At 45.4% G+C, this 23,777-nt stretch carries 20 protein-coding genes; 3 read left to right on the top strand and 17 right to left on the bottom strand.

What is annotated here, in order from left to right:
* Nucleotides 1–16 precede the first annotated feature (16 nt).
* Both asnB and CSH93_RS04540 read right to left on the bottom strand, forming a co-directional pair.
* Complete coding sequence (gene asnB, locus CSH93_RS04545) at nucleotides 17–1,684, bottom strand: asparagine synthase B (RefSeq protein ID WP_100642004.1); 1,668 nt, start codon at nucleotides 1,682–1,684, stop codon at nucleotides 17–19.
* A 216-nt stretch (nucleotides 1,685–1,900) separates the two neighbouring features.
* Entirely contained in the window at nucleotides 1,901–3,550 is a 1,650-nt protein-coding gene (locus tag CSH93_RS04540) for a M28 family metallopeptidase (RefSeq protein WP_100642003.1), read from the bottom strand.
* 68 nt (nucleotides 3,551–3,618) lie between these two features.
* Here CSH93_RS04540 and CSH93_RS04535 point away from each other — a divergent pair, with 68 nt between their 5' ends.
* Nucleotides 3,619–4,479: a DUF3025 domain-containing protein gene (locus CSH93_RS04535; protein WP_100642002.1), complete on the top strand. Its 861-nt coding sequence runs from the start codon at nucleotides 3,619–3,621 to the stop codon at nucleotides 4,477–4,479.
* Here the strand turns inward: CSH93_RS04535 and CSH93_RS04530 are convergent.
* Nucleotides 4,476–5,183 (bottom strand): Yip1 family protein, encoded by a 708-nt coding sequence (locus tag CSH93_RS04530; RefSeq protein WP_100642001.1) that lies wholly within the window; start codon nucleotides 5,181–5,183, stop codon nucleotides 4,476–4,478. The genes CSH93_RS04535 and CSH93_RS04530 overlap by 4 nt on opposite strands.
* 157 nt (nucleotides 5,184–5,340) lie before the next feature.
* On the opposite strand from CSH93_RS04530, the gene CSH93_RS04525 reads away from it, so the two are divergent.
* Nucleotides 5,341–6,120, top strand: a complete 780-nt coding sequence (locus CSH93_RS04525; protein ID WP_100642000.1) for an ABC transporter ATP-binding protein — start codon at nucleotides 5,341–5,343, stop codon at nucleotides 6,118–6,120.
* 2 nt (nucleotides 6,121–6,122) lie between these two features.
* The gene (locus CSH93_RS04520) at nucleotides 6,123–7,316 is read left to right on the top strand and encodes an ABC transporter permease (protein WP_100641999.1); all 1,194 of its coding nucleotides are present in this window, start codon (nucleotides 6,123–6,125) and stop codon (nucleotides 7,314–7,316) included.
* Between the two features lie 300 nt (nucleotides 7,317–7,616).
* On the opposite strand, the gene CSH93_RS04515 is transcribed toward CSH93_RS04520, so the two are convergent.
* The 14 genes from CSH93_RS04515 to CSH93_RS04450 all read right to left on the bottom strand — a co-directional run bounded on the left by CSH93_RS04515 (nucleotide 7,617) and on the right by CSH93_RS04450 (nucleotide 23,577).
* On the bottom strand, nucleotides 7,617–9,341 hold the full coding sequence (locus CSH93_RS04515) for an SLC13 family permease (protein WP_100641998.1): 1,725 nt from the start codon (nucleotides 9,339–9,341) through the stop codon (nucleotides 7,617–7,619).
* Nucleotides 9,342–9,355: 14 nt separating this feature from the next.
* The gene (gene cysN, locus CSH93_RS04510; protein WP_100641997.1) at nucleotides 9,356–10,768 is read right to left on the bottom strand and encodes a sulfate adenylyltransferase subunit CysN; all 1,413 of its coding nucleotides are present in this window, start codon (nucleotides 10,766–10,768) and stop codon (nucleotides 9,356–9,358) included.
* Between the two features lie 3 nt (nucleotides 10,769–10,771).
* Complete coding sequence (gene cysQ / locus CSH93_RS04505) at nucleotides 10,772–11,569, bottom strand: 3'(2'),5'-bisphosphate nucleotidase CysQ (RefSeq protein WP_100641996.1); 798 nt, start codon at nucleotides 11,567–11,569, stop codon at nucleotides 10,772–10,774.
* A complete protein-coding gene (gene cysC / locus CSH93_RS04500) occupies nucleotides 11,569–12,162 on the bottom strand; it encodes an adenylyl-sulfate kinase (protein WP_100641995.1) in 594 nt (197 codons plus the stop codon). Before cysC ends, cysQ begins: the two co-directional genes overlap by 1 nt.
* A complete protein-coding gene (gene cysD, locus CSH93_RS04495; protein WP_100641994.1) occupies nucleotides 12,162–13,094 on the bottom strand; it encodes a sulfate adenylyltransferase subunit CysD in 933 nt (310 codons plus the stop codon). Before cysD ends, cysC begins: the two co-directional genes overlap by 1 nt.
* 97 nt (nucleotides 13,095–13,191) lie before the next feature.
* A complete protein-coding gene (gene putP / locus CSH93_RS04490; RefSeq protein WP_100641993.1) occupies nucleotides 13,192–14,700 on the bottom strand; it encodes a sodium/proline symporter PutP in 1,509 nt (502 codons plus the stop codon).
* A gap of 156 nt (nucleotides 14,701–14,856) precedes the next feature.
* Nucleotides 14,857–15,561: a DUF3379 family protein gene (locus tag CSH93_RS04485; protein WP_164078293.1), complete on the bottom strand. Its 705-nt coding sequence runs from the start codon at nucleotides 15,559–15,561 to the stop codon at nucleotides 14,857–14,859.
* Nucleotides 15,554–16,111 carry a sigma-70 family RNA polymerase sigma factor gene (locus CSH93_RS04480; RefSeq protein WP_100641991.1) on the bottom strand — a complete coding sequence of 186 codons (558 nt, stop codon included), beginning with the start codon at nucleotides 16,109–16,111 and terminating at the stop codon, nucleotides 15,554–15,556. The genes CSH93_RS04485 and CSH93_RS04480 overlap by 8 nt, the downstream gene beginning before the upstream one ends.
* Nucleotides 16,112–16,277: 166 nt before the next feature.
* On the bottom strand, nucleotides 16,278–18,047 hold the full coding sequence (locus CSH93_RS04475; protein ID WP_100641990.1) for a BatD family protein: 1,770 nt from the start codon (nucleotides 18,045–18,047) through the stop codon (nucleotides 16,278–16,280).
* A gap of 57 nt (nucleotides 18,048–18,104) precedes the next feature.
* Nucleotides 18,105–20,093, bottom strand: a complete 1,989-nt coding sequence (locus CSH93_RS04470) for a vWA domain-containing protein (protein WP_100641989.1) — start codon at nucleotides 20,091–20,093, stop codon at nucleotides 18,105–18,107.
* Nucleotides 20,090–21,118 carry a vWA domain-containing protein gene (locus CSH93_RS04465; RefSeq protein WP_100641988.1) on the bottom strand — a complete coding sequence of 343 codons (1,029 nt, stop codon included), beginning with the start codon at nucleotides 21,116–21,118 and terminating at the stop codon, nucleotides 20,090–20,092. The genes CSH93_RS04470 and CSH93_RS04465 overlap by 4 nt, the downstream gene beginning before the upstream one ends.
* Nucleotides 21,111–21,608, bottom strand: coding sequence for a DUF4381 domain-containing protein (locus CSH93_RS04460; RefSeq protein WP_100641987.1), 498 nt, complete (start codon nucleotides 21,606–21,608; stop codon nucleotides 21,111–21,113). Before CSH93_RS04460 ends, CSH93_RS04465 begins: the two co-directional genes overlap by 8 nt.
* Nucleotide 21,609: 1 nt before the next feature.
* On the bottom strand, nucleotides 21,610–22,611 hold the full coding sequence (locus tag CSH93_RS04455; protein WP_100641986.1) for a DUF58 domain-containing protein: 1,002 nt from the start codon (nucleotides 22,609–22,611) through the stop codon (nucleotides 21,610–21,612).
* A gap of 9 nt (nucleotides 22,612–22,620) precedes the next feature.
* Nucleotides 22,621–23,577 carry an AAA family ATPase gene (locus CSH93_RS04450; protein WP_100641985.1) on the bottom strand — a complete coding sequence of 319 codons (957 nt, stop codon included), beginning with the start codon at nucleotides 23,575–23,577 and terminating at the stop codon, nucleotides 22,621–22,623.
* Nucleotides 23,578–23,777 lie beyond the last annotated feature (200 nt).

Here is a 23,777-nt window from a genome sequence, read left to right as displayed (position 1 = left end):
GCGAGGTTTTTTGATTTTACTTCTTACCGTGAACATCAATCATGGAACGCCCTGATGGGTCAGCCATAGCTTTAAAGCTAGCATCCCATTCCAGCGCTTCAACGGTACTACAAGCAATTGACTTGCCGCCGGGTACACATTTCGCAGCACTTTCTTGTGGGAAGTAACCCTCAAAGATGGTGCGGTAGTAGTAGCCTTCCTTAGTGTCTGGCGTATTGATTGGAAAACGGAACTCTGCAGTTGCTAGCTGTTGGTCGGTCACTTGTGTATCAACAAAGTCTTTCACTGAATCAATCCACGAATATCCCACACCATCACCAAATTGCTCTTTTTGGCGCCATAATACTTCAGCCGGCAATGTTGAACCGTCATCAAAGGCTTTACGCAAAATCCACTTTTCCATGCGTCCATCGGTACACATCTTATCCTGAGGGTTGATGCGCATAGCTACGTCCATAAACTCCTTGTCGAGGAACGGAACACGTGCCTCTACGCCCCAAGCTGACGTTGCCTTGTTTGCTCTTGCGCAGTCAAACATATGTAAGCGGTCTAATTTGCGTACGGTTTCTTCATGGAACTCTTTGGCGTTTGGTGCTTTGTGGAAATACAAATAGCCGCCAAAAATTTCATCTGAGCCTTCACCTGATAAGACCATTTTAATCCCCATAGCCTTGATTTTACGCGTCATCAAGTACATCGGCGTGGCCGCTCGGATGGTCGTTGTATCATAGGTTTCAAGTTGGTAGATAACGTCACGAATGGCGTCTAAACCTTCTTGAATGGTAAAGTGAATTTCGTGATGCACGGTGCCTATCATATCGGCAACCTTCTGTGCTGCGACTAAATCCGGTGCACCTTCTAAGCCCACTGCAAATGAATGCAATCGAGGCCACCAGGCATCTGAGTTGTCGTTATCTTCCACACGCTTGGCTACGTATCGTGCAGCAACAGCCGAAACGAGCGAGGAATCCAAGCCACCCGAAAGTAAAACCGCATACGGTACGTCAGACATTAGATGTGACTTTACCGCTTTTTCAAATGCGTGTTTCAGTTCTTCCAAGTCAGTAGTGTTATCTTTAACGTTTTCGTAATCCATCCAGTCGCGCTGGTAGTACTTCTTCAGCTCGCCTGTTTTACTCCACAAGTAATGACCTGGAGGAAACTCTTGCACGGTTTTACACACCGGCACTAAGGCTTTCATTTCTGACGCAACATAAAAATTACCATACTCGTCATAACCCGTGTATAGCGGGATGATCCCCATATGGTCGCGTGCAATCAGATAGGCATTTTCAGTTTTGTCGTACAGGACAAACGCAAACATGCCATTGAGTTTATCGACGAAGTTAACGCCGTGTTTCGCGTACAAGGGTAAAATCACTTCACAATCTGAACGCGTTTTGAATTGGTAATCGCTGGTGAGTTCAGCTGCCAGTGCTTTGTGGTTATAGATCTCACCATTGACCGCCAAGATATTATTCTCGTTAGGGCTAACTAACGGCTGAGCGCCAGTATCGACGTCAACAATCGCAAGACGTTCGTGGCACAAGATGGCGTTATCGTCATTCCATACGCCTGACCAATCAGGGCCGCGGTGACGAAGTAATTTAGTGAGTTCGAGCGCTTTGCTGCGAAGCTCAATGGGATCTGTTTTGATATCCAGGATACCGAAAATACCACACATATAATGCGTTCTCTCTTTTAGTTCAATTGTCGGGATTTCTGTCGATGCCCAAGGTAGGGGACTTGCGGTACCTAACGGTGCTTTTTGTTTTTATTTTTTAAGCACACCATGGAATGTGCCATTGTGAGGATAAATTGCAAGCGCTTTTTTGGATAACATATAAAAAAGCCGGTTTCAGAGTGAAACCGGCTGTCGATGATGCTGAATTAGCTGTTGCTAACGCTGAAATTCGCTGGTTTTGCTCCATTGAGGCCAAGCATCTGTTGTACTGATGGCATAACCTACATCAAATAACAGTTGTGTGTCTTCAACGATACCACCAAAGTCCCAATTCTCGCGGAATTGGTCACAGACTTGGTGGTAGCAACCTGTCACAATAACACTCGCGCGTTTGCGGTAGTCTGCAGTCGCTTCGTCAATCGGTTGATCGCCACCTTTAGCGTAAAGTGCTGGAACACCTACTTTGGCGAAACTGAAGTGATCTGAGCGGTAGTAATAACCGGCTTCAGGTCGGCCCTCTTGGGTCAAAACTCGACCTTGTTTATCTGCGGCCGCTTGTAAATAGGTTTCTAAGTCAGATTTTCCCATACCAATCACTGAAATGTCTTTGGTTCTGCCTAGCACATTCATGGCATCCATATTGATATTGGCAACGGTTTTATCCAGCGGAATGACAGGGTTCTCAGCATAATATTTACTACCCAGTAAACCTTGCTCTTCTGCCGTTACAATAAGGAAGCTCACTGAACGCTTAGGTTTGGGGTTTAAATCAGCAAACGCTTTAGCCATGACTAAACTTGCCGCAGTACCTGTGGCGTTGTCGTGCGCGCCATTATAAATCTGATCGCCTTCTTTACTTTCGTCTTTACCTAAATGATCCCAATGAGAGGTATAGATAATGTGTTCATCTGGCGCATCGGTGCCCGGTGCGGTCGCAATGACATTGTAGCTTTCTGAGTGTTGGATCGTACTCTTGACCGTTATATTGGCAGCGATTGGAAGCGCTTGATTATAAGGGCCTTGCATCGCTTTGGCTTTTTCTGCCGCAAAATCGAAACCAGCATCGCTAAATACTTTTGTTGCAGCGTCTAATGATAACCAACCTTCTACTGCAACGCGGCTTGCACCCTTGTCGGCAGACGGTAAGCCATATTGAGGGCCAGACCAGCTGTTAGCCACTACAGACCAGCCATAGGACGCTGGTGCCGTTTCATGCACAATCAACGCGCCTGCTGCTCCTTGTCGGCTGGCTTCTTCATATTTATAGCTCCAACGACCGTAGTAGGTCATAGTTGTGCCTTGAAACTTGCCCGACTCAGGATTCTCAAAACCTGGGTCATTAACTAAAATAACGACGGTTTTGCCTGCGACATCCAGTCCTTCGTAGTCGTTCCAATCGTACTCTGGCGCATTAACCCCATAACCGACAAACACTAACTCGGAATTTTCTAAGCTGATTTCATCTTGCTCGCGTTTCGATGACGCAACCATGTCTTGTTTGTATACAAATTGGTTTTCGCCAATGGATAGGGTCATCTCTGGATCAGCGGTAATTTGGATCAGTTCAACAGGCTGCAGATAACTATCACCGTTACCCGGCTGCAAACCGGCCTTTTTAAATTCACTGACTAAATAGTCTAGGGTTTTCTTTTCGCCTTCAGTGGCAGGCAGTCGGCCTTCAAACTCGTCTGATGCCAAGGTTTTGGTGTGTAACTTTAAAGCGTCTTCACTGATATTGGTGTAGACACTATCGAAATTGCTGCTGGCGGATTGCTCAACGACTTTTTCGGGCGTTTTGTTATTGTCTGAACATGCACTTAAGGCCAATGCTGCCGAAAGGGCAAGTGTAAGCATGTGTAGTTTCATGATGAGGATCTTTTCTGGTTTTATTGATTGTTTTATAGTTTAGCCCTTGCAGTATAGAGATTTAGTGAGTGCAGACAACTATAAAACAACAATTCACCCATGAGCTTCAGTGGGCAGACTTTGACAATATGGCGCTCAAAGGCCCTTATTTGGCAGAGTTATCAGCGCTATTTGACTTGCCTCGATATGCGTTCACTCGACTTTCAACCGCAGCTTTACTGAATCAATTGGCTGCGCACTATGTTAAACAGCCAATCTATCGCTTTGAACCGCAAAGCAAGTTTGCCAATGATACGCGCTATTACGAAGAAATTATTGCACAAGATGGCGTTATTCCAACCCGAGAAGGCAGTTGGCATGATTTCTTTAACGGGTTGATATGGCTACAATTTCCGTCTACCAAAAAGGCGTTAAATGCCTGGCATATGGAGGATATTCAGTCATCTGGGGTTCATCCGAGAACACCTAGGCGAAATCGACTGACTCACTTTGATGAATGCGGGTTAATTTTAGTCAGCAAAGAGTCTGACCCTGAAGGCGTGATATCTGATCTCAAACTGCATGATTGGCACTCGGCTTTGTATGAAAAGCGTGGGCTATGGGAAGAACGCATTCGCCCTGTGATATTTGGGCACGCCAATCTTGAGATGTTGTTATCCCCCTATCCACAATTGACCGCTAAATGGTGTCAGGTTACACAGCCAACGTTAACGTTAAAGCCTAGTTTTGCCGATACGTTTGATGAGCTGGATACAGGATTACTCAAGACGTTGAAGACGGAGCAAGTATTTGAACAAAAGCAGCGTTTAAAGCCATTGCCACTATTAGGTATCCCAGGCTGGGCAGACAATCAAACACCGTTATTTTACGCGAATAAAGAGGTGTTCAGGCCGCGCAGGCAATTCACTACGCAGCCTGTAGAGCATTAAAACAGGATAATAGAAACAGTCCAAATAGACCAAAGTAATGCATAGGGTATTGATGCAGTGATCAATGCTCTTTGCGTATTAAAACTGGTCCATTGGCTAATCCCAACAGTCATCAAATAAATCGTCCAGAAGCTTTCCAGTCGTACTGTCTGAGCCAAGCCAAACCAGTCCGAATCCATATTCATGCCCAGCAAAAAGGCTAATGATGTTGGGCTGAGGCTAACCGGTGACAACTGGTGGTCGGTAGCGAATGCTATGACGAAAAGTGCCACCAACGCCGAAAAGATAACAGGCATACTGACCCACCAAGTGAAACCATACCAATCAGTAAATCCATTGGTGTTGCTTTCATCGTTGCGTGTCATCAAATTCAGGTAAGTCGCAAGCACAGCATTGATCAAAAGGTATCCAACTAAACCACCAAGGGTTGAGAAAATAGTCAGTCCCTGAGGCGTCATGCTAGAGCGAACCATGTTTTGTTCATTCGGACTAGCATCGGCATAGGTTGATTGGATGATCAGGTCTTTATACCATTCGAAATCGACAAAGTTGAAGTATAAGTAGGATGGGATCACGGCCATCGCGATGACTAGAATAAACGGCAACCACGACCAATTGTGTTTAACATTAATCGCGGCGAAAACACCATTAGGTTTGAAGAATATTTCACTACAGGCTTGTAGTGGGTTAGATACTTGGCTCATTGCGTACTTCCTTGCGGACAATTAATTATTTGCTGTTTACGTTATTACAACGCGGCTATAAGATTCAAATTCTTTTGAAAAAAATGTAATAAAAATAAAAATCAAAAGACTATTAGGCTGAAAAACTCAGTGTCTATTCAACTAAAAGGACAATGGAATGATAGAAGTTCGGCAACTCGCGAAGAAGTTTGCGGTGGAGAATCCCAAGAAACTTAGCGAACAGGAAAAGCAAGACCCTCGCTTGAAAGGGCGTTTCTTTCACAGTGTGAAGGATGTGAGCTTTCATTGTGATAGCGGACAAGTACTCGGTTTGCTTGGGCCAAACGGAGCCGGTAAAACAACCACACTACGCATGCTTTCAACGGCTCTTCAGCCTGACCAAGGCAGCATTGTTATTAACGGTGTTGATGTGATCGACAAGCCATTGGTTGCACGCCAAAAAATTGGTTTTTTGTCAGGTTCTACAGGTTTGTACGGGCGACTCACTGGACGCGAAAATATTGCCTATTTTGGCCGTTTACACGGCATGTCAGAAAGTGAAATTGATAAGCAGATTACTGAATTGGCTGATTTGCTAGAGCTGCATGAATTTTTAGATCGTCGCAGCGAGAATTTTTCTACGGGGATGAAACAAAAAACCAATATTGCGCGTGCGGTAATTCATCAGCCAGAAGTGGTTATTCTCGATGAGCCAACAACAGGGCTCGATATTATGGCGGCGCAAACGGTGTTGAATTTCATTCGTCGTCTTAAATCACAAGGCGTACCCGTCATTTTCTCTACGCACCATTTAGACGAGGTTGCAGAGCTTTGCGATCGGGTAACCGTTATCGATAGAGGAGAAACCCGCTTTGACGACACCTTAGAGGCATTTAAGCAGGTATCTGGTGGTTCTTTAAGTGCTGCTTTTCTTTCCACAATTAACAGGGAGGCATAATTATGTGGTTAGTCATGCTAAAAGAAATAAAAGAGTTATTACGTGATCGCAAAACATTGTTTTTTATGATTGCACTCCCACTCCTGTTGTTTCCGGTGATTATTGGGGCGGTTGGTTACTTTTCGTCGCAGGCACTGCAAAAAGCGGAAAGCAAAGTACTGAAGTTTGCAGTCGTCAATGCGCAGTATGCGCCGGAACTAGTGTCAGCGCTCGAGTCCGATGAATTGTTGCAACGTGTCGAGCTTGGGGCCGAACAAGACATTAAAGAATGGGTGAAGCAAGAAAATGGCGATTTCGTTATCGAAATACCTGATAACTATAGTAATGATTTGCTAGAAAGCGGCCAAATAACTCTTAAAGTGTACTTTAATGATGCAGGGCTTAACCGTGTGGAAAGGCGCATTCGAGACAACGTCGACAGCATAGCTGAAGCCAATCAAAAGGTCGTCTTTACCCAATTAGGTCTTACCGAGGAACAGCAAGCTGGGATCCTAGAACCAATAGTCATTGAAAAGGTTAACGTGGCAGACCAACGTGAAAATTGGGGAGAGAAATTGGGCGGCATGGTGCCTTACCTGATCTTTATCCTATGCTTGCAAGGCGCAATGTTGCCTGCCACAGACATTGGTGCAGGTGAAAAAGAGCGTGGCACATTGGAAACACTGCTTATTTCGCCTATTGAGAGACATAAATTAGTGCTTGGGAAGTTTTTCGCGATTGCACTCTCCGGTGTAGTGTCAGCATTGATAACGGTGTTGAGTATGGGCATTTGGGGTACGGTGTTGAGTCAAGGCATGGCGATTGAGGCGGTTATGCAGTTTATGTCTGCCATTAGCATTGTTGATTTCGTCCTAATGTTCTTAATGCTTGTGCCTGTTGTGGCTATTTTCGCATCGGCTTTGTTGAGTTTGTCGATCTATGCGCGCAGTTTCAAAGAAGCCCAAGGTTATATGACACCTATCGTATTCGTGGTCATCATTCCTGTAATTTTAGCTATGTTGCCTGGTGTAGAGCTGAAAGGTGGATGGGCATGGGTGCCATTAACGAACGTTGCTCTTGCGATTAAAGAGCTTATTAAAGGGACGATGGATTACTTTGCATTGATTCCAATTTTTGGCTCTACTGCTCTTATCGCGGGTGGTTTGATTTATTTCTGTATTTTCTGGTTTAACCGAGAAAAAGTGTTATTCAGATAAATCAGCGAGATTAAAAATGGCACCGTAAGGTGCCATTTTTTTATCGACACTAAAGCGGTCGTTCGAGAGACGATTCCCAAACCAAACCAAACCAAACCAAACCAAACCAAACCAAACCAAACCAACATACATTAGTCCAATCAAAGGGGGAGATACGTTTACATCCGCAGGGTGGTCATCAATGCGTTTGGCGGGCCATCTAGTGATATGGCTTACGTCATCGCACTGTTGAAGTCTGTATGCTACTCATTCAGCGCAAGAAGATTCTCCTTACAGGCGAATACCGGTCAGGAGCATCATTTAGAAGTAGACGTAATTCAATAAGCTAATAACGATGGCTGAATAGGTGATGGAAATCGGCGCACCGATAGCGCTGAAATGTCGGAAACGATAGCGCGTGGCATTAAATACTAATAGGTTAGTTTGATAGCCGTAGGGTGAAATAAAACTAGCACTTGCAGCGAACGCGATAGCAAGAGCAAACGGCATTAATGGCGCCTGCATAGCTTCAACGAGACCATATGCAAAGGGAAACATCAATGCTGCTGCGGCATTATTGGTCACGAACTCGGTTAGTAATACGGTCACAACATAAACAGCGATAAGTGCCATTAATAAGCTAGAGCTTTGCAGTAATGGTGATAACAGCTCAGTGAAATAGGCAATAATGCCACTGTTTTCTAGAGCGGTAGCCATACTCAAGGCACCAACGATCACGATGATAAGATTCAGCGGTAAGTTGCGTTTTACTTCATTATTTGAGGTAACTTTGGACGCAACAAGTACAGCAATGAAAAACAAAAGACCAATGGGCAAGGGAACAATATTAAATGCTGCCAATGCTACAGTGATAAGGAAGCCACTGATGGTCACAATTTCATTCATAAAGGAAAGTGGGCGGTTAATTTTTTGATCGTTAAGAATAAAGAAGTTCTTGGCCAAGTTATGGCGTTTGTGAAAGTCAGGACCCGTTGCTAACAATAGGAAATCACCAGCTTGTAAAGGGATTTCTCCCAACTTACCCGAGAGCCGCTCACCGTCACGGCGAATCGCCACGACAGCGGCATCGAACAAGGCTCGGAAGCCAATTTTTTTCAACGTTTGGCCGATAATTTGCGCGCGGTTTGAGATGATGACTTCGGTTAAATTTTCCCGAAGCAGCCCGTCAGCTTCTGCGAAAAGTTGTAGGCCTTTTATATGAGATAACGTATCAACCTTGCTCACATTGCCGGAAAATATGAGTTTATCGCCTTGCTCTATTACCAAGTCGGGTTTAATCGGGGTGATGAGTTTCCCGTCACGAATAATTTCGACTAGAAACAATTCGGGCAAGTTGCGCAGGTGATTTTGCTCGACACTTTTGTCTATGAGTTCAGAGCCCGCTTCCACTTCTGCTTCGATGAAATATTCTTGATATTGGCCTTGCAGATTGGCCAATGAGGGTAACAGGGGGGAGAGCAAGTACATTAAAAAACCACAACTTAATCCAGCAACCAGGCCGTAAAGGGTAAAATCCCAAAATTTGAATCCCTCATGCCCATGCTCAATAAGAAAGCTGTCCACAATCAGGTTGGTTGAGGTACCAATTAGCGTGACTGTACCGCCGAGTATGGCGGCATAGGATAGGGGGATCAGTAGTCGGCTTGGCGGGTGATATTGGTTCTGTTTCACCGGGCCTATCAAACTGGCCACGATAGCGGTGTTATTCAGCAATGCGGATGAAAAAAAGGTTACGCCGAATAAACGCCAAAAGCTGGTGCTGAATTTAGGCGTTATTAAGGTTCTGCCTAACCGCTTGAGTAACGCGGTTTTATCAACTGCACTACTAACTAACAACAACAAAACCAGAGTAATCAGGCCTTGGTTTGTTATGTTGATGAGGATCTCATCCAAACTAATAGCCCGACAAGCTAACAGCAACAACATGGCGCCGGCAAAAATAGTAGAAGGGCGTTGATGCGTAAAAACTAACGCAAAAATCGTACTGACAAAAACTGCCAGTACGATTAATTGACTAAATTCCATTGAGTACTCTTACGTTAGCCTTGGCTAATGTCTATTGCGTTCCAATGGGGGAAATGTTTACGCACTAATGCATTAAATTCAAGTTCGAATTCAGAGTAATTGTGCTTGGCGCCAGAACTTGGCTGGCTTTCCTCAATTACCATGCCAGCACCCACTGTACCGTTGGTTAATCGGTCGATGACAATAAAGGCACCGGTTTGTCTATTACGCGTGTATGGGTCGCAGGCGACAGGTTGCGTTAACTTGATATCAACGACCGCTATTTCATTGAGGTTCAAGTGCACAGCTTCACTGTGCTCCATGGTGTTTACATCAATACGATAGTCAATGGTTGAAATACTACCCGTAACCACCTTGGTGGCGAATTTAAAACTATATTGCTTATTCGGCATTAACGGTTCATCAGACATCCACACTAAATGAGTCTTTAAACGACTCGAGTGCATGGGGAGGTTGTCTGATTTAACAATCATGTCACCGCGAGAAATATCGATCTCATCTGCCAGTGTTAAGGTAACCGCTTGAGGCGTATACGAATGATCAAGTTGCCCCTCAAAAGTTTCAATGGATGCGATGGTCGATGTCTTGCCAGAGGGCAGCGTTGTAACCGCGTCTCCCGGCTTGATCTCACCCGATACAATCGTTCCTGCGAAGCCTCTGAAGTTAAGGTTTGGACGATTTACATACTGAACGGGGAAGCGGAAGTCGTCATGATTAGCATCTTCACCGATCTCGATAGTTTCCAATACATTCATCAATGTATCACCCTGATACCACGGTGTATGCTCACTCTTGTTAACGACGTTGTCGCCTTCCAGCGCGGAGATGGGGACAAACTGAATATCAGGGATGTCGAGTGACTCAGCGAAGGCAAGATAATCTTTCTTGATATCGTTGAACACCGTTTCGCTGTAATCCATCAAATCCATCTTATTGATAGCAACAACAACGTGTTTGATACCCAGCAAAGACACTAAGAATGAATGACGACGCGTTTGCGTTTTTACGCCGCCACGTGCGTCAACAAGGATAATTGCCAGGTCACAGGTTGAAGCACCCGTTACCATGTTGCGAGTGTATTGTTCGTGTCCTGGTGTATCGGCAATAATAAATTTTCGCTTGTCGGTTGAGAAATAGCGATACGCAACGTCGATAGTAATACCTTGCTCCCGCTCAGATTGAAGGCCATCAACAAGCAAAGCCAAATCGACTTTTTCTCCGGTGGTACCGACTTTCTTACTGTCTTTCGTTATGGCGGCTAATTGATCCTCATAGATCATTTTAGAGTCATGCAGTAAGCGACCAATCAGTGTACTTTTGCCATCGTCAACGCTTCCACACGTCAATAATCTAAGTAAATTCTTACGTTCGTGTTGCTCTAGGTATTCAAGGATGTCGGATTTTAATAATTCACTTTCGCTATTCATGACTTAACAGCTCACTAAAAAATAGGGGTTCAATAGAGATTCTTTTTGGTTGTAACGTAGTGCAGGGCGCTGCTCCGCTAATACGTCTTCTGCTGGCGATGAGTCGCTCAGTACGGTAACTGAGGCTCCGGCCGCTAATACAAATGCGTGCGCTGCAGCAGTATCCCACTCTGACGTTGGTCCGATACGCGGATACAAATGCGCTTCATTGCAAGCAACGAGGCAAAGCTTCAAAGAACTGCCCATTGCTACAAGTTCAGTTTCACCCGGTAAAGCGGCTAAAAGCGATTGAATTTCCGGACTCTGATGAGAGCGACTACCGACCACTTTCCAGGTTTCACCCACGACGTGAGGCTTGGCAATAACAGACACGCGTTGGCCATTTTTCTCTCGCCACGCGCCTTCGCCGACAACACCGACGAATGATTGCTCTAGCGCTGGGGCATAAACGACGCCTAAAACAGGTTCGCCATCTTTGATCAGGGCAATATTGACCGTAAACTCACCGTTCTTTTTAATGAACTCTTTGGTACCGTCAAGTGGATCTACTAACCAGTATTCGTTCCACTGTTTGCGTTCATTCCAATCAATACTGGCTGATTCTTCAGACAAAATGGGTAGGTCTGAAATGGCAGTTAGGCTGTCACAAATCGTATTGTGGGCAGCTAAGTCAGCTTCAGTGAGTGGGCTTTGATCAGACTTATCCATGACTTCAAAATCACGCGCATAGATCGTCATGATTTTTTCACCCGCGGCTTTAGCAATATCCAGCACCTGTTCCATTAGTGCGATTTGACTCATTACACTAACCCCTTTTCAACGAGAAGAGCGTATAAGCGCTCTACTGTTTCTTCGGCGGTTTCATCTTTGTAGTGCAAATGGATTTCGGGCGCGTTTGGCGCTTCATATTCCGCATCTATACCAGTAAAGTCTTTAATATCGCCACTGCGTGCTTTTTTGTATAAGCCTTTAGGGTCTCGGGCCTCACACACTTCAATAGGAGTATCAACAAATACTTCAACAAACTCGTTAGATTCAAGCAACTTGCGACAAAAATCGCGATCGGCTCTAAACGGTGAAATAAACGCCGTAATTACAATCAGGCCGGCATCAACGAAAAGTTTACTGACTTCGCTGATGCGACGAATATTTTCCACGCGATCTTGAGCTGTGAAGCCAAGGTCACCGCATAGTCCATGGCGCACATTATCGCCATCGAGTAAATACGTGCGCTTTTGCTCGGCGCTTAGTTTTTGCTCCAACAAGTTAGCGATGGTTGACTTACCTGAGCCGCTAAGCCCAGTAAACCAAAGCACGCGGGGTGTTTGCCCCAATGCTTCAGCACGACGCTTCTTGTCGACGGCATGTTGATGCCACACGATATTGGTAGACATTAGAAGTAACCCTCCATTTTCTTCTTCTCCATAGAGCCTGACGAGTCATGGTCAATAACACGGCCCTGACGTTCAGAGGTTTTGGTTAACAGCATTTCCTGAATAACTTCAGGTAGGGTACTTGCTTCTGACTCAACTGCACCTGTCAGTGGATAACAGCCTAGGGTTCTAAAGCGAACTGAGCGCATTTGTGGCTCTTCACCTTCATGCAAAGGCATACGGTCATCATCGACCATGATGAGCACGCCATCACGCTCCACAACTGGGCGAGGCTTAGACAAGTAAAGTGAAGGGATTTCAATATTTTCTAAATAGATATACTGCCAAATATCTAATTCAGTCCAGTTTGACATTGGGAACACGCGGATGCTTTCACCTTTGTTAATTTGGCTGTTATAAATATTCCACAGCTCTGGACGCTGATTCTTTGGATCCCAGCGGTGGTTTTCATCACGGAATGAGTAAACACGCTCTTTCGCACGAGACTTTTCTTCATCGCGACGAGCGCCACCGAATGCAGCGTCAAATTTATATTTGTCTAACGCTTGTTTTAAGGCCGCTGTTTTCATGATATCGGTGTGCTTTGCGCTGCCGTGATCAAAAGGATTGATGTTGTGTTCGATACCCTCAGGGTTAGTATGCACTAAAAGATTCAGTTCATACTTTTTCGCCATATGGTCGCGAAACTCAATCATTTCACGGAACTTCCAGGTAGTATCAACATGCAGCAACGGGAATGGGATCTTGCCCGGTGCGAAGGCTTTGCGCGCCAAATGCAGCAGTACCGAAGAATCTTTACCAACAGAGTAAAGCATGACAGGGTTATCAAATTCGGCTGCAACTTCACGAAAGATATGAATACTTTCAGCTTCCAGCTCTTTTAAATGGGTTAAATGAGGAATTGACGCGGTCATTTCAGTGCTACTCTCCATACTTTTTATAGCTTGTAGTTCTATACATAGAACTATATCACTTTAATCAGTATGTATATCGCTCAATCTGCCGCGTCTTAATAACTTTTTTTTCTAACTACTGCTTAATTGATAGCTCAAATTGCTCAAAGTGCGCCATGACTTGAGGATCTTTGCACGGTTTCCATGCACTTACGATAACAATGGTTGTCATACTCACAATAAAGCCTGGCACGATTTCATAGATCCAACTGCTTAATGACTGGCCTTCAATGGTGATAGGCGCATAAATCCAAATAAGCACCGTTGCTGCACCTGAAATCATACCGGCAATAGCAGCAACTCGCGACATTTTCTTACTGAACAAAGAAAGTATCACTAATGGTCCAAATGCTGCGCCAAATCCGGCCCATGCGTTACTCACAAGAGATAAAATCGTTGACGTTTGGTCAAATGCTAATCCAATCGCCACTAATGCTACGATTATGACGGCAATCCTGCCGGCTAAAACCAAATGTGCTTGTGAAGCTTGCTTGTTTGCTAACGAGGCGTATAGGTCGTTGGCTAACGAGCTTGAGGTGACGAGCAACTGAGATGATATCGTGCTCATGATTGCAGCTAAAATAGCAGCAAGTAGAAAACCACCAATCAATGGGTGGAACAACAGTTGCCCTAAATAGATAAATACGGTTTCGGGATCAGCAAGGTTTATCCCATTAGCATCGATCCATACAGCGCCAAATAGGCCAGTTGATAAAGCCCCAATCAAAGAGATAATCATCCAGCTCATACCGATGTTACGCGCGGTAGGGATATCTTTGACGGAACGAATGGCCATAAACCTCACAATGATATGCGGTTGCCCAAAATAGCCTAATCCCCAAGACATCAGTGATATCACGCCTATGACTGACAACGCCTGTGAATTGCTCATATCTGTCCAGATGGACAACGCCGTAGGAGAAAACTGTTCAATGGCGCTTAGAGTTTGATTTATTCCACCTAACTCAAACATCACGACGGTTGGCACCATAACCAAGGCTATGATCATGATACACCCTTGTACGAAATCAGTGACGCTTACCGCCATAAATCCACCAAAAAGAGTGTAAATAACAACAACACTGGCAGTGATAAATATGCCGAGGTGATAGCTATAACCAAATGATGACTCAAATAGCTTGCCGCCTGCCACTAATCCAGAAGACGTGTATAAGGTAAAGAAAATAACAATGACAACTGCAGCCACGATCCTTAATACTCGAGAATGATCATTGAAACGGTTCTCAAAAAAGTCTGGTAGCGTAATGGAGTTATTGGCGACCTCGGTAAATACGCGAAGTCGGGGGGCAACAAGGATGTAATTCAACAGTGCACCAAGGGTTAGACCAATCGCAATCCAACTTGCTGACAGGCCCGAGACGTACATGGCTCCAGGTAGGCCCATTAACATCCAGCCGCTCATATCCGACGCACCAGCAGATAGCGCGGTAACTGAAGGGCTTAACTGACGACCACCGAGCATGTAGCCTTCAACACTGACTTCGTTTTTACGGTAGGCCCAAAGGCCAATTGCGAGCATCGCGAGAAAATACAAGGATAGGGATATGAGAGTGCCAGTTGCCATAATATTATCGTTATTATTTATATGGCGTTAGAGCATAACAGGATTCAGCGCTGGAAAGTACCGTGAATCGTTAGCTTATTTAAATGAGGTGAAAGGATACACAGGGTGCGTGAAAAGCCTACAAGAGCGCCCTAAAAATAGGCGCTCCTTTAGGCGCTATGCAGAGAATAGTAGCTTTTCAGCAACATCCTGCTTAATTTTGGATAGGTTTTGCTGTTTTTCTCCGACGATCAATACATTCGCTCTTTCAGGCTTGAGGATTTCTCCGGCATATTTATAGTCAGAAAAAGCTGTTAGCACGTTGTGAGACTTGTCTTCTGGTAAAACAAAGACAGATACCAAACCTTCACTGGTTTCAACGATAAGGTGCAATGATTTAATGGCGTCTAAAGTGCAATAATTGGCAGACTTAAGCACGCCGATGTCACCGACTAATGTGGCGCCAAATCCCGACAATCTATCATTAACTTGGGTTAACGAAACAGTCGTGGCGCGAGGCCCTTCACTGGCTTCTGTGTAGTACATATGAGCCAAGGCTTCTTGCCCGATATCACCCGTTTGTTGATGCCATAGCGTAAAGCTAATACCGACCACAAACGCGACGGAAGCGGCCATACTCAAATAAACACGGGTACGCTTTTTATGCGACGCGTAATCAGAGATGGTTCCTTGCCAAATGAGTTTGCTTGCCAGTGTTTCCGGCACGGGAACTTTACTTGCAGCAAGCAATTGTTCATCTAGAGCTTTTAACTCTTCCACAAATGCCTTTTTGGCAGGATCGGCCTGTATTGCTGCTAAAACACGTGGATCTTGTGTATTCGGATCAGAATACACGACTCTTCTGAACTCTAACTCATCCATTGTGTTGACCTCTCGATTCATTGCTAACGTCTAATGCCTCTTTTAACTGATTTCGCGCTCTAAACAGTCGTGTCATGACAGTATTCTTGTTCAACCCTAACTGTTCCGCTATTTCTTCACCGCTATAACCAAATATGATTTGTAGCATTAGCGGCTCTCTGTATTCTTCACTCAAGCCCGCCATCAATTTCCGTAGTTCTGCATGTTCAAGCTCTGTTTCGTTGGCAGGGCTTTCATCTTCTACGCTGACATCATCTATATCGACGAGATCAAATTGCTTTCGCTCAAAGCGACGCGCATTTTCACGTCGTAATATCGTAATTAACCATGATTTAGCCGCTTTGGGATCTTGAAGCGAATCCAGCGATTTCCATGCACGCAGGTATGTCTCTTGCACAACGTCTTCGGCAATCGCTTTATCCCTAATCAGCCAATACGCATAGCGAAATATGTCACTGTGCGTGGCATTAACGAGCGCTTCATAGCGCTGATGCTTGCTTATCATGTCTATTGAGACCGGCGCCTCTTTATTTTTCTTTCGAGAAAACATGAAAATTTCCACTTGAGCGTGAAAGTTGAGGTTTATGCTTTCACTATACAGCAGAAAAGCGCTGCTAAAAGCGCTTTTCTGCTCATTTTGACTTGGTTCTAAGCAAAGGTGACGTCACCCTTCGTGTCATATTTACATGATATAAACCTTGCTCACAGATACATGCTCAAGAGGGGTAGAGCTCAGGTAGGTCACCTGATGTACTTTTATTGGTCCTTTGTTTTCGCAGTGCAGTTAAATGTTTCTGCAATTGATCAGCGCGCCAGTTTTGCTGAACATTGGAATACTGACTTTCCATCATCTGCTGGACTAATTGAGCCAGCCCGTCATCGTTGATCCAATCTAACGCGTGAGGTAGAGCAATAAACGTTTTATCAGACAAACTGTTTATCCAAGCGAGAAGGGATTTGGCAATTTGCTCTTTATGTTTTGATTTAAGCGCTCCGCATAACGATTGCCAAGCGAGTTTTTCTGACATTTTATCGACTTGTTGCTCTCGTATTTGAGGCGTCTGAACTATTGTTGGCCGCCTGTAGATTAAGATGAGGCTTAGTGCTGCAAACAGTCCTGTTGTCCACATCCATCCGTTTGACCATCTCCATTCGAAAATAGGAGAGGGGCCAACCAAAGCGCTATCTTGCTGAGCTTGATTGAGTGAGGGGGTAGTCGCTTTATTATCTTCTATTGCTGAGGTTGTCCCATCATCTTGCCCCGCACCAGAGGTGATTGCATTTGCAGTAGAGTTACTATTCGATGCGGCTTTGATTTCAATGGTACGGGCTGGGATGACGACTTTTTCCGTTTGCTTCGTGACTACATTGAACCATTCTATTTCGACAGGTAGCAACACGAACTTTCCCGCCTGAGAAGGTATTAACGCAATGCTTTCGGTACGCTGTGCGACAATACTTTGCGCGTTTTCAGCGCTGGTAGTGTTGGCCTGATCTGGATAGGTTTTAATGCTCGGAGGATAACGGTCGTCAATCTCTGGCAGTGCGGTGTCGGTTAAACCTACCGCCGTCAGTGTCAGCGTGCGCGTAATCGGTTCCCCGACAGTCCAATTCTCAATATCACCGCTCCATTCCTCAGATATGTCGACAAATTCGCTGGGTAAAAAAGTACCCGCGATACTCGCTGGAGCAGGTAAAACGGTTAATGTTTGTGGAGGGCCAACACGGTTTACCGTTTGTGTGCGGTTAAAAAAACCAAAACTCTGATTCGTATTCGCAATAACTTCACCTTGAAAAACGGGGCCATTAATCGTGAAGTCGCCAGATTTCTGCGGTAATACTGCAAAGGTGCGCTCTATAATGCGGTAGCGTTTACCGTTCACTATTTCACTGTATTCTGCGTCTTTTCCTATTTGACGGATTTCTGCATCTTCTAGTTCAGGCGCTTGCAAGCTACCTCGTTCGATGTCTTTTGCTAAATACAGTTTCACGGTATAGCGAACTTGTTGGTGGATATACACTTCGTTGCTGTCCATTTCGGTAGTAACAAATATATCGCGAGTTTCCTGACCATTCACATTGCTGACCGGAACCACTGATAGTTTGATAGGAGCACTTGAATGCCCTTCAATGGTTACCGGTGGTATTGTGTATTCGCCGACTGCACGCGGGAAAAGGATAACGCTCCAAGTCGTAGAGCGTGACGTTTTAAAGTTAACCATGCGGGTCTGACTACTGACGGATGTTTGTCCAACAACAAAGTCTTTCAGTAAAAACGAAGAGTCAAAGGCGTTGCGGTCAACGTCACCGTCAGCGGTTACTGAGAGCGTAAAGGATTCATCCAGCATAACCGGGTTTTTATCCACTTGAGTGATAACGGAGGTAACCTCAGCATGGGCGAAAGCGCTGAACATCATGAATACAATAGCCAGCATTAATTGCCCAATACGGTAGCTTTTGAAGCAACACAATTTCATTGGCATCATTCGCAAATATCCTCAAACTTGTGCATACAAAATAAATTCTGGGATGTTCTCATTGGGTTACCATTCGTTAGATTGGCTCGGCGGCGCACGCTCTCGTCTGCGCTGCTGGCTCTCAAGTTGCATTTTGCGTTGTAACAGAAACGCGGGATCGTCTGGAATTTTACGCAGCAAAGTTTGCATTCTTTGCATCGCCTCACGTTCTTCGTCACTCAATGGCTCTTCTGCTTGTTGTGCATTTCCCGTCAAAGGCTCTTCTGACGCAGGCTGTTGTTGTTCTTCATTTTGCTGCTGAGAGCTTGTTTCTTGCTGTTCGCTCTCTTCTGAGTTTTCTTCGGCGCTATCATTTGGGGGCTGTGGTTGTTGTTCACGCATAGGCGCGTCATCTGCCTGACTTTGATCAGATGATTGTGCATTTTGTTGATCGTTATTCTGGCTCTCGTCTGACGATTGATCCTCATTCTCTGATTGCGACGACTCCTGTTGCTCTTGCTGTTGCTGGGAACCACTGCTATTTGAGGATTGTGATTGTTGCTCGCTATCCGAGTTTTGTGAGTCTTGCTGCTCGTCAGAAGATTGCTGCTGATTGTCTTGCTGCTGTTGTTCTTGTTGCTTTAACAACTCTTCTAATAGTGCTTTGTTTTCCTTTGCAAACTGATGGTCTGGCTGCGTATCAAGCACTTGTTGGTATTTATCAATAGCTTCTTCAAGACGACCGAGCTTCGCCAGTGCATTGCCTTGATTGTATAGTGCATCTAACGTGTTCACTTGTTCAAAGGCTTGTAGAGCCTTTTCAAATTCTTGGTTGCGGTAATGAGCCGAACCCTGCCACATGGGGTCACTAAACGCCTCCGCAGCTTTGTCATATTGCGCTTGGTCGAATGCGGCCTGACCACGTTGGTCGTCTGTTTGAAACATACGTGACAACCATGAACTGTCGTTATCGGCAGCTACATTTTGCGCATAAACGGGTTGAGGGTTAAGCATTAGCCCTGCGAACAACAAAGGAATGCACATCAAGATCCCACGTCGGAACGCATAAGCTGCAAGAGGCAGCAAAAACACTACGAGATAAGCGCCGACATCATTCCAGCTATCGCCTTGCAACGTATTAGTCTCGTCATCTTCTTGCTCAGTGGCGCTATTCATGGTCATTTGCGCTGCATCTAGTAAGGTTTTTATGTCACTGTCGCTTGCCGTTAGACGCGCGAAACTGCCACCACTTCGGTTACTGACTGCTCGAACTTTACTCGGCTCCATTCTTGGTACAACAATGGCGCCAAAGTTATCTTTCAGTAGTTCGCCGTTAAGCTGCTTGATCGGCGCACCTTCTTGCGTGCCGATAGCCAGGGCATGAAGGGTGTAAGGTGAAGCTTCAACGAATTCGGCAAGGCGAGAGAACTGTTGTTGTTCCATACCATCAGTAAACCAGAATATATTACCTTGTTGATACCCTGCATTTGCGAGCAACTCCGAGGCTACTTCAAACCCTCTTAATGGATCGCTACCAGGGACCGGCATAATTTCGGGACTGATACTTGGGATCATGGCGACGAGATTATTGGCATCTTCGGTTAGTGGGCTGATCACAAACGCATCTCCGGCATAGGCAACCATGCCCACTTCTCCATCACCTAATTGAGATACCAGATCGATGGCTTTGAAGCGTGCACGCGTTAGTCTATCAGGTATCACGTCAGTCGCGCGCATGGAGAGGGACATGTCGAGTACGATGACATTACCTTGTTTTAAGTTGTATACCGGTTGTGGTAGTCGTTCCCATGTAGGACCCGCCAGCAATATGACACCTACAAACCAACCTAAAGCTAATAGGCCGAATGGGGGCCGCCTATGCTTTGTTGCGGGGCCTCCCTCACTCAACATGACGGATTGAAGATGTGAAGGGAGAAAGTGCTGCCAACCCGATTCAGAACGCTTAATTCTGTGCAAAAACAGCAAGATGATGCTCAGTGGTAATAACGCCCATAACCACTGTGGCCTAATGAAGTGAAACGCATTCCAGTCAAAGTGTGCAAATAATTCGGTCATTGTGTATCTCCCGATAACACGTTGCCATTGCGCTTAGAAAGGGGGCTCATGAGGTGAGATATGAGCGTAACAAGACTTAATAACAAAGTGATCGCAAAGCACAAGGCAAGAGGATACATAAATAAACTTGTTTGAGGTCGCATCTTTCTGGCTTCACCCGCTACGGGCTGAAGTTGGTCAAGCATCTGATATATTTGCTCGAGGCTTTCTTTATCTCGTGCTCTAAAATACTGCCCACCGGTTTCGTTGGCTAGCCGACTCAACATACCTTCATCCAGTTCGCGCGCAGGATTGATTCTGCGACTACCGAATATGCTTTGCACTACCATGCTGTCTGCTGCGACACCGATCGTGTAGATGGTGACGCCATCGGTTTTGGCCAGTTCCAGCGCTTGATCAGGCGAAATATTACCGGCAGTATTTTGGCCATCCGTGAGCAGTACAACAACTTTATTGCTATCTTCTTTGGCCTGAAAGCGTTTCACGGCAAGTCCAATCGCATCACCAATCGCGGTTTGTTCACCGACCAGTCCAATAACTGATTCATTCAGTAACGTCCGAACTGTTTCGCGATCGAAAGTTAAAGGTGCTTGTAAATATGCCGTATCGGCAAAAAGAATGAGGCCTAAACGATCGCCAACACGGCGCTCTATAAAATCATCCAGTACGCTTTTGATCATGACTAAACGGTCAACCTGACGACCATTTACCTGCATATCTTTAGTTTCCATACTGCCTGATAAATCAACGGCTAAGATCATTTCACGAGCCTGATTAGGAATACTAATGGGGTCGCCTAACCATTGCGGTCGTGCAGCTGCTGTAACCAGCGCAATCCAAGCCAATATAAGTAATAGCTTGGTCAACCAATGAGTGGAATGGGATACTTTACTTTGCGGCAGTTCAGACGGCATAAATGGCATACGCAAGGCTCTTTGCTGTTGTCGCTTACGAGCGGGGAGTAGCCAAAATACGAGCGGAAGAGGTAAAGCAAAAAACACTTGCCACCAAACAAATTCAAACATTGCTGGCCCCCTGTAAGCTGCTTAAATCTGCATGCTTAAGCCATAACCGAGCTGCATCTTTATATGCGTCTGCAATATCCTTACTAACCGCTGTTTGTGGTTTGTAGTGAAGAGTGAAAGTATGTTCGGATAATGCGACAAATTGCTTGTGGTAGCGCTGTGGTAACTGGGTTTGCATAAAATGCTGCCACTCAGCCCCATGCAAACTTACTGATGTTTCAACAGGAAAGTAGTGCCGGACAACTTGTTTCAAAATCGCATTAATTTGGCCTGCACGGGCTAAAAAATCACTGTTGATATCTAGCGAATCAATTTGCGCTAACGCCGCGCGGCGCACACGATTGTTTTTTCGGTGACGCCAAACGATCACAATAAGTGAGGTGGTAATGGCTAACGCGCAGATGATAACCACCCACCAGCCCCATGCTAAGGGCCACCAATCTACTGGTTGAGCAAGGGATATATCATGTAGTTGAGCGAGCGGATCCATGCTAAATATGCTCCATTACATAGTTGTTTCTTATCACGTGCAACGGTTGTTGCAACAAGGGGGAGCCGGCACTCACATGTAGCCCCGAAATTTTAGCTTTTTCCAATGCTTGGCTGAGGCTAGCATTTCTTGATTGCGCCCAAGCGGAATAATGTTGGGTTACCGTGTTATCGCCCAATGTCAGCCCACGTTTTTCTTTTCCATCGGTAATCGTCAATGATTGTTTGCTGTGAGTTTCCGGTAACTTTACTTCGAGAGGATCATAAATCACTGCAGCGCGTACTTCGCTGTGTCGATTTAAATCCGCTAGCATTCTTAAACTTTGTTTATTGATATTTTGAAAGTCACTGATAACCCAAACCAGACTTCCGGGTTTTGCTAAACGCATTAGGCGAGTGCAATTGGCACTGAACTGATCCGCTTGCCGATCCGGGTCAAAGTTAAAGTCAGAATGTTGTTTGTTGATGGCTTCACTTTGTAAACCAATTAACTGATGAATATGCTGTAACACGGCACTTTGACGACTTTTAGGCTTGTTCTCCACGTGCTGATGTGCGTTAAATGAAATGGCACCCAATTTGTCACCACGGGCCACCGCTGACCAGGCAATAAGTGTACTTAAATGTGCAGCTTGGATGGATTTAAAAACAAATGCACTACCAAACTGCATAGATGACGACATGTCAGTAAAAACGTATATAGGCCTCTCGCGTTCTTCACGATAAACCTTGGTATGCGTTTTTCCTGTGCGAGCAGTAACGCGCCAATCAATCGCTCGAATATCATCACCCGCTTGATAATGACGAGACTCATCAAATTCCATTCCGCGCCCTTTGAGTTTGGTCACGTAGGTACCTGCTAATCGAGCCTGTGGTGTTTTCTTAGGACTTAGATCAAGGGCTTTTGTGTGGTGCCTGTAACGCACCAGTTCAGGCACACAGAGTGAAATGCCATTTGTCTTATAGTCAGTCAGCCATGATTTTAGCGCATGATCCGCAAACATCGCGTTTTCCTATGGTACAGCTACAGCATTCAGAACTTGTGATAATACTTGATTAGCCGACAACCCCTCGGCTTGCGCTTCATAACTGAGAATTATGCGATGCCGCATAACATTGTGGAACACCGCTTGGATGTCATCAGGACCCACAAAGTCACGTCCCATTAGCCATGCATGTGCGCGCGCACAACGCTCTAGTGCGATGGTCGCACGAGGGCTTGCGCCGAATTCAATAGCTGACTCTAACGTAGTATCAAACTTACCTGGGGTTCTCGTCGCCATGATAAGCTGAACGATGTATTCCTCTAGTGTCGGTGCCAAGTGCAGTGAAAGTACTTCCTGACGGGCACTAAATATGTTCGCTTGGGTAATCTTTTGAGGTGGCTTAACTTCTACGTGTTTGGCTTCGTCACGTGTCAATCGCAGGATCTGCAATTCACTTTGCGCATCGGGGTAAGTGATTTCTACATGCATCAGAAAGCGATCAAGTTGTGCTTCCGGCAGCGGATAGGTTCCTTCTTGTTCGAGCGGGTTTTGTGTAGCCATTACCAAGAACAATTCTGATAGGGGGTAAGTTTTGTTACCTACCGTAATCTGTCTCTCGGCCATGGCCTCTAACAATGCACTTTGTACTTTAGCGGGAGCTCGGTTTATCTCATCAGCCAATACTAGATTGTGGAACAAAGGACCAGACTGAAAGATAAACTCACCCGTTTCTGGTCGATAGATGTCAGTCCCTGTTAGATCCGCTGGCAGTAGATCGGGCGTAAATTGAACGCGATGGAAATCAGCTTCCAAACCAGCGGCCAATGCGTTTACTGCTCGTGTTTTCGCCAATCCAGGGGGGCCTTCTACTAATAGGTGTCCATCTGCCAGTAACGCAATCAGAATGTTGCGCGTTAAGCCTTGTTGACCAATGATTTGAGAATCTAAGTATTGTTGTAATTGTTCAAACTGCGATACAGCCATTAATAGAATCCTTTAATTTCTAGCACGTTGGCAAGCCGATTGGCGTACACATCGAATATTTGCGCCTTCACTTGGTCAACACTAAGCGTGATTGGTTCAGTAGGAAAGCGAAAATTCATCCACTCATAGTGTACTAACCCAGCGGCTTAACTGTGTCTACTCAATCGAGGTGATCCACCCACACTGATCGACAAACACAT

Origin of the sequence: Neoalteromonas facilis (assembly GCF_002807665.1) — a bacterium.
GTDB lineage: Bacteria > Pseudomonadota > Gammaproteobacteria > Enterobacterales > Alteromonadaceae > Alteromonas_E > Alteromonas_E facilis.
This window is presented reverse-complemented; position numbering and strand designations above follow the sequence as displayed.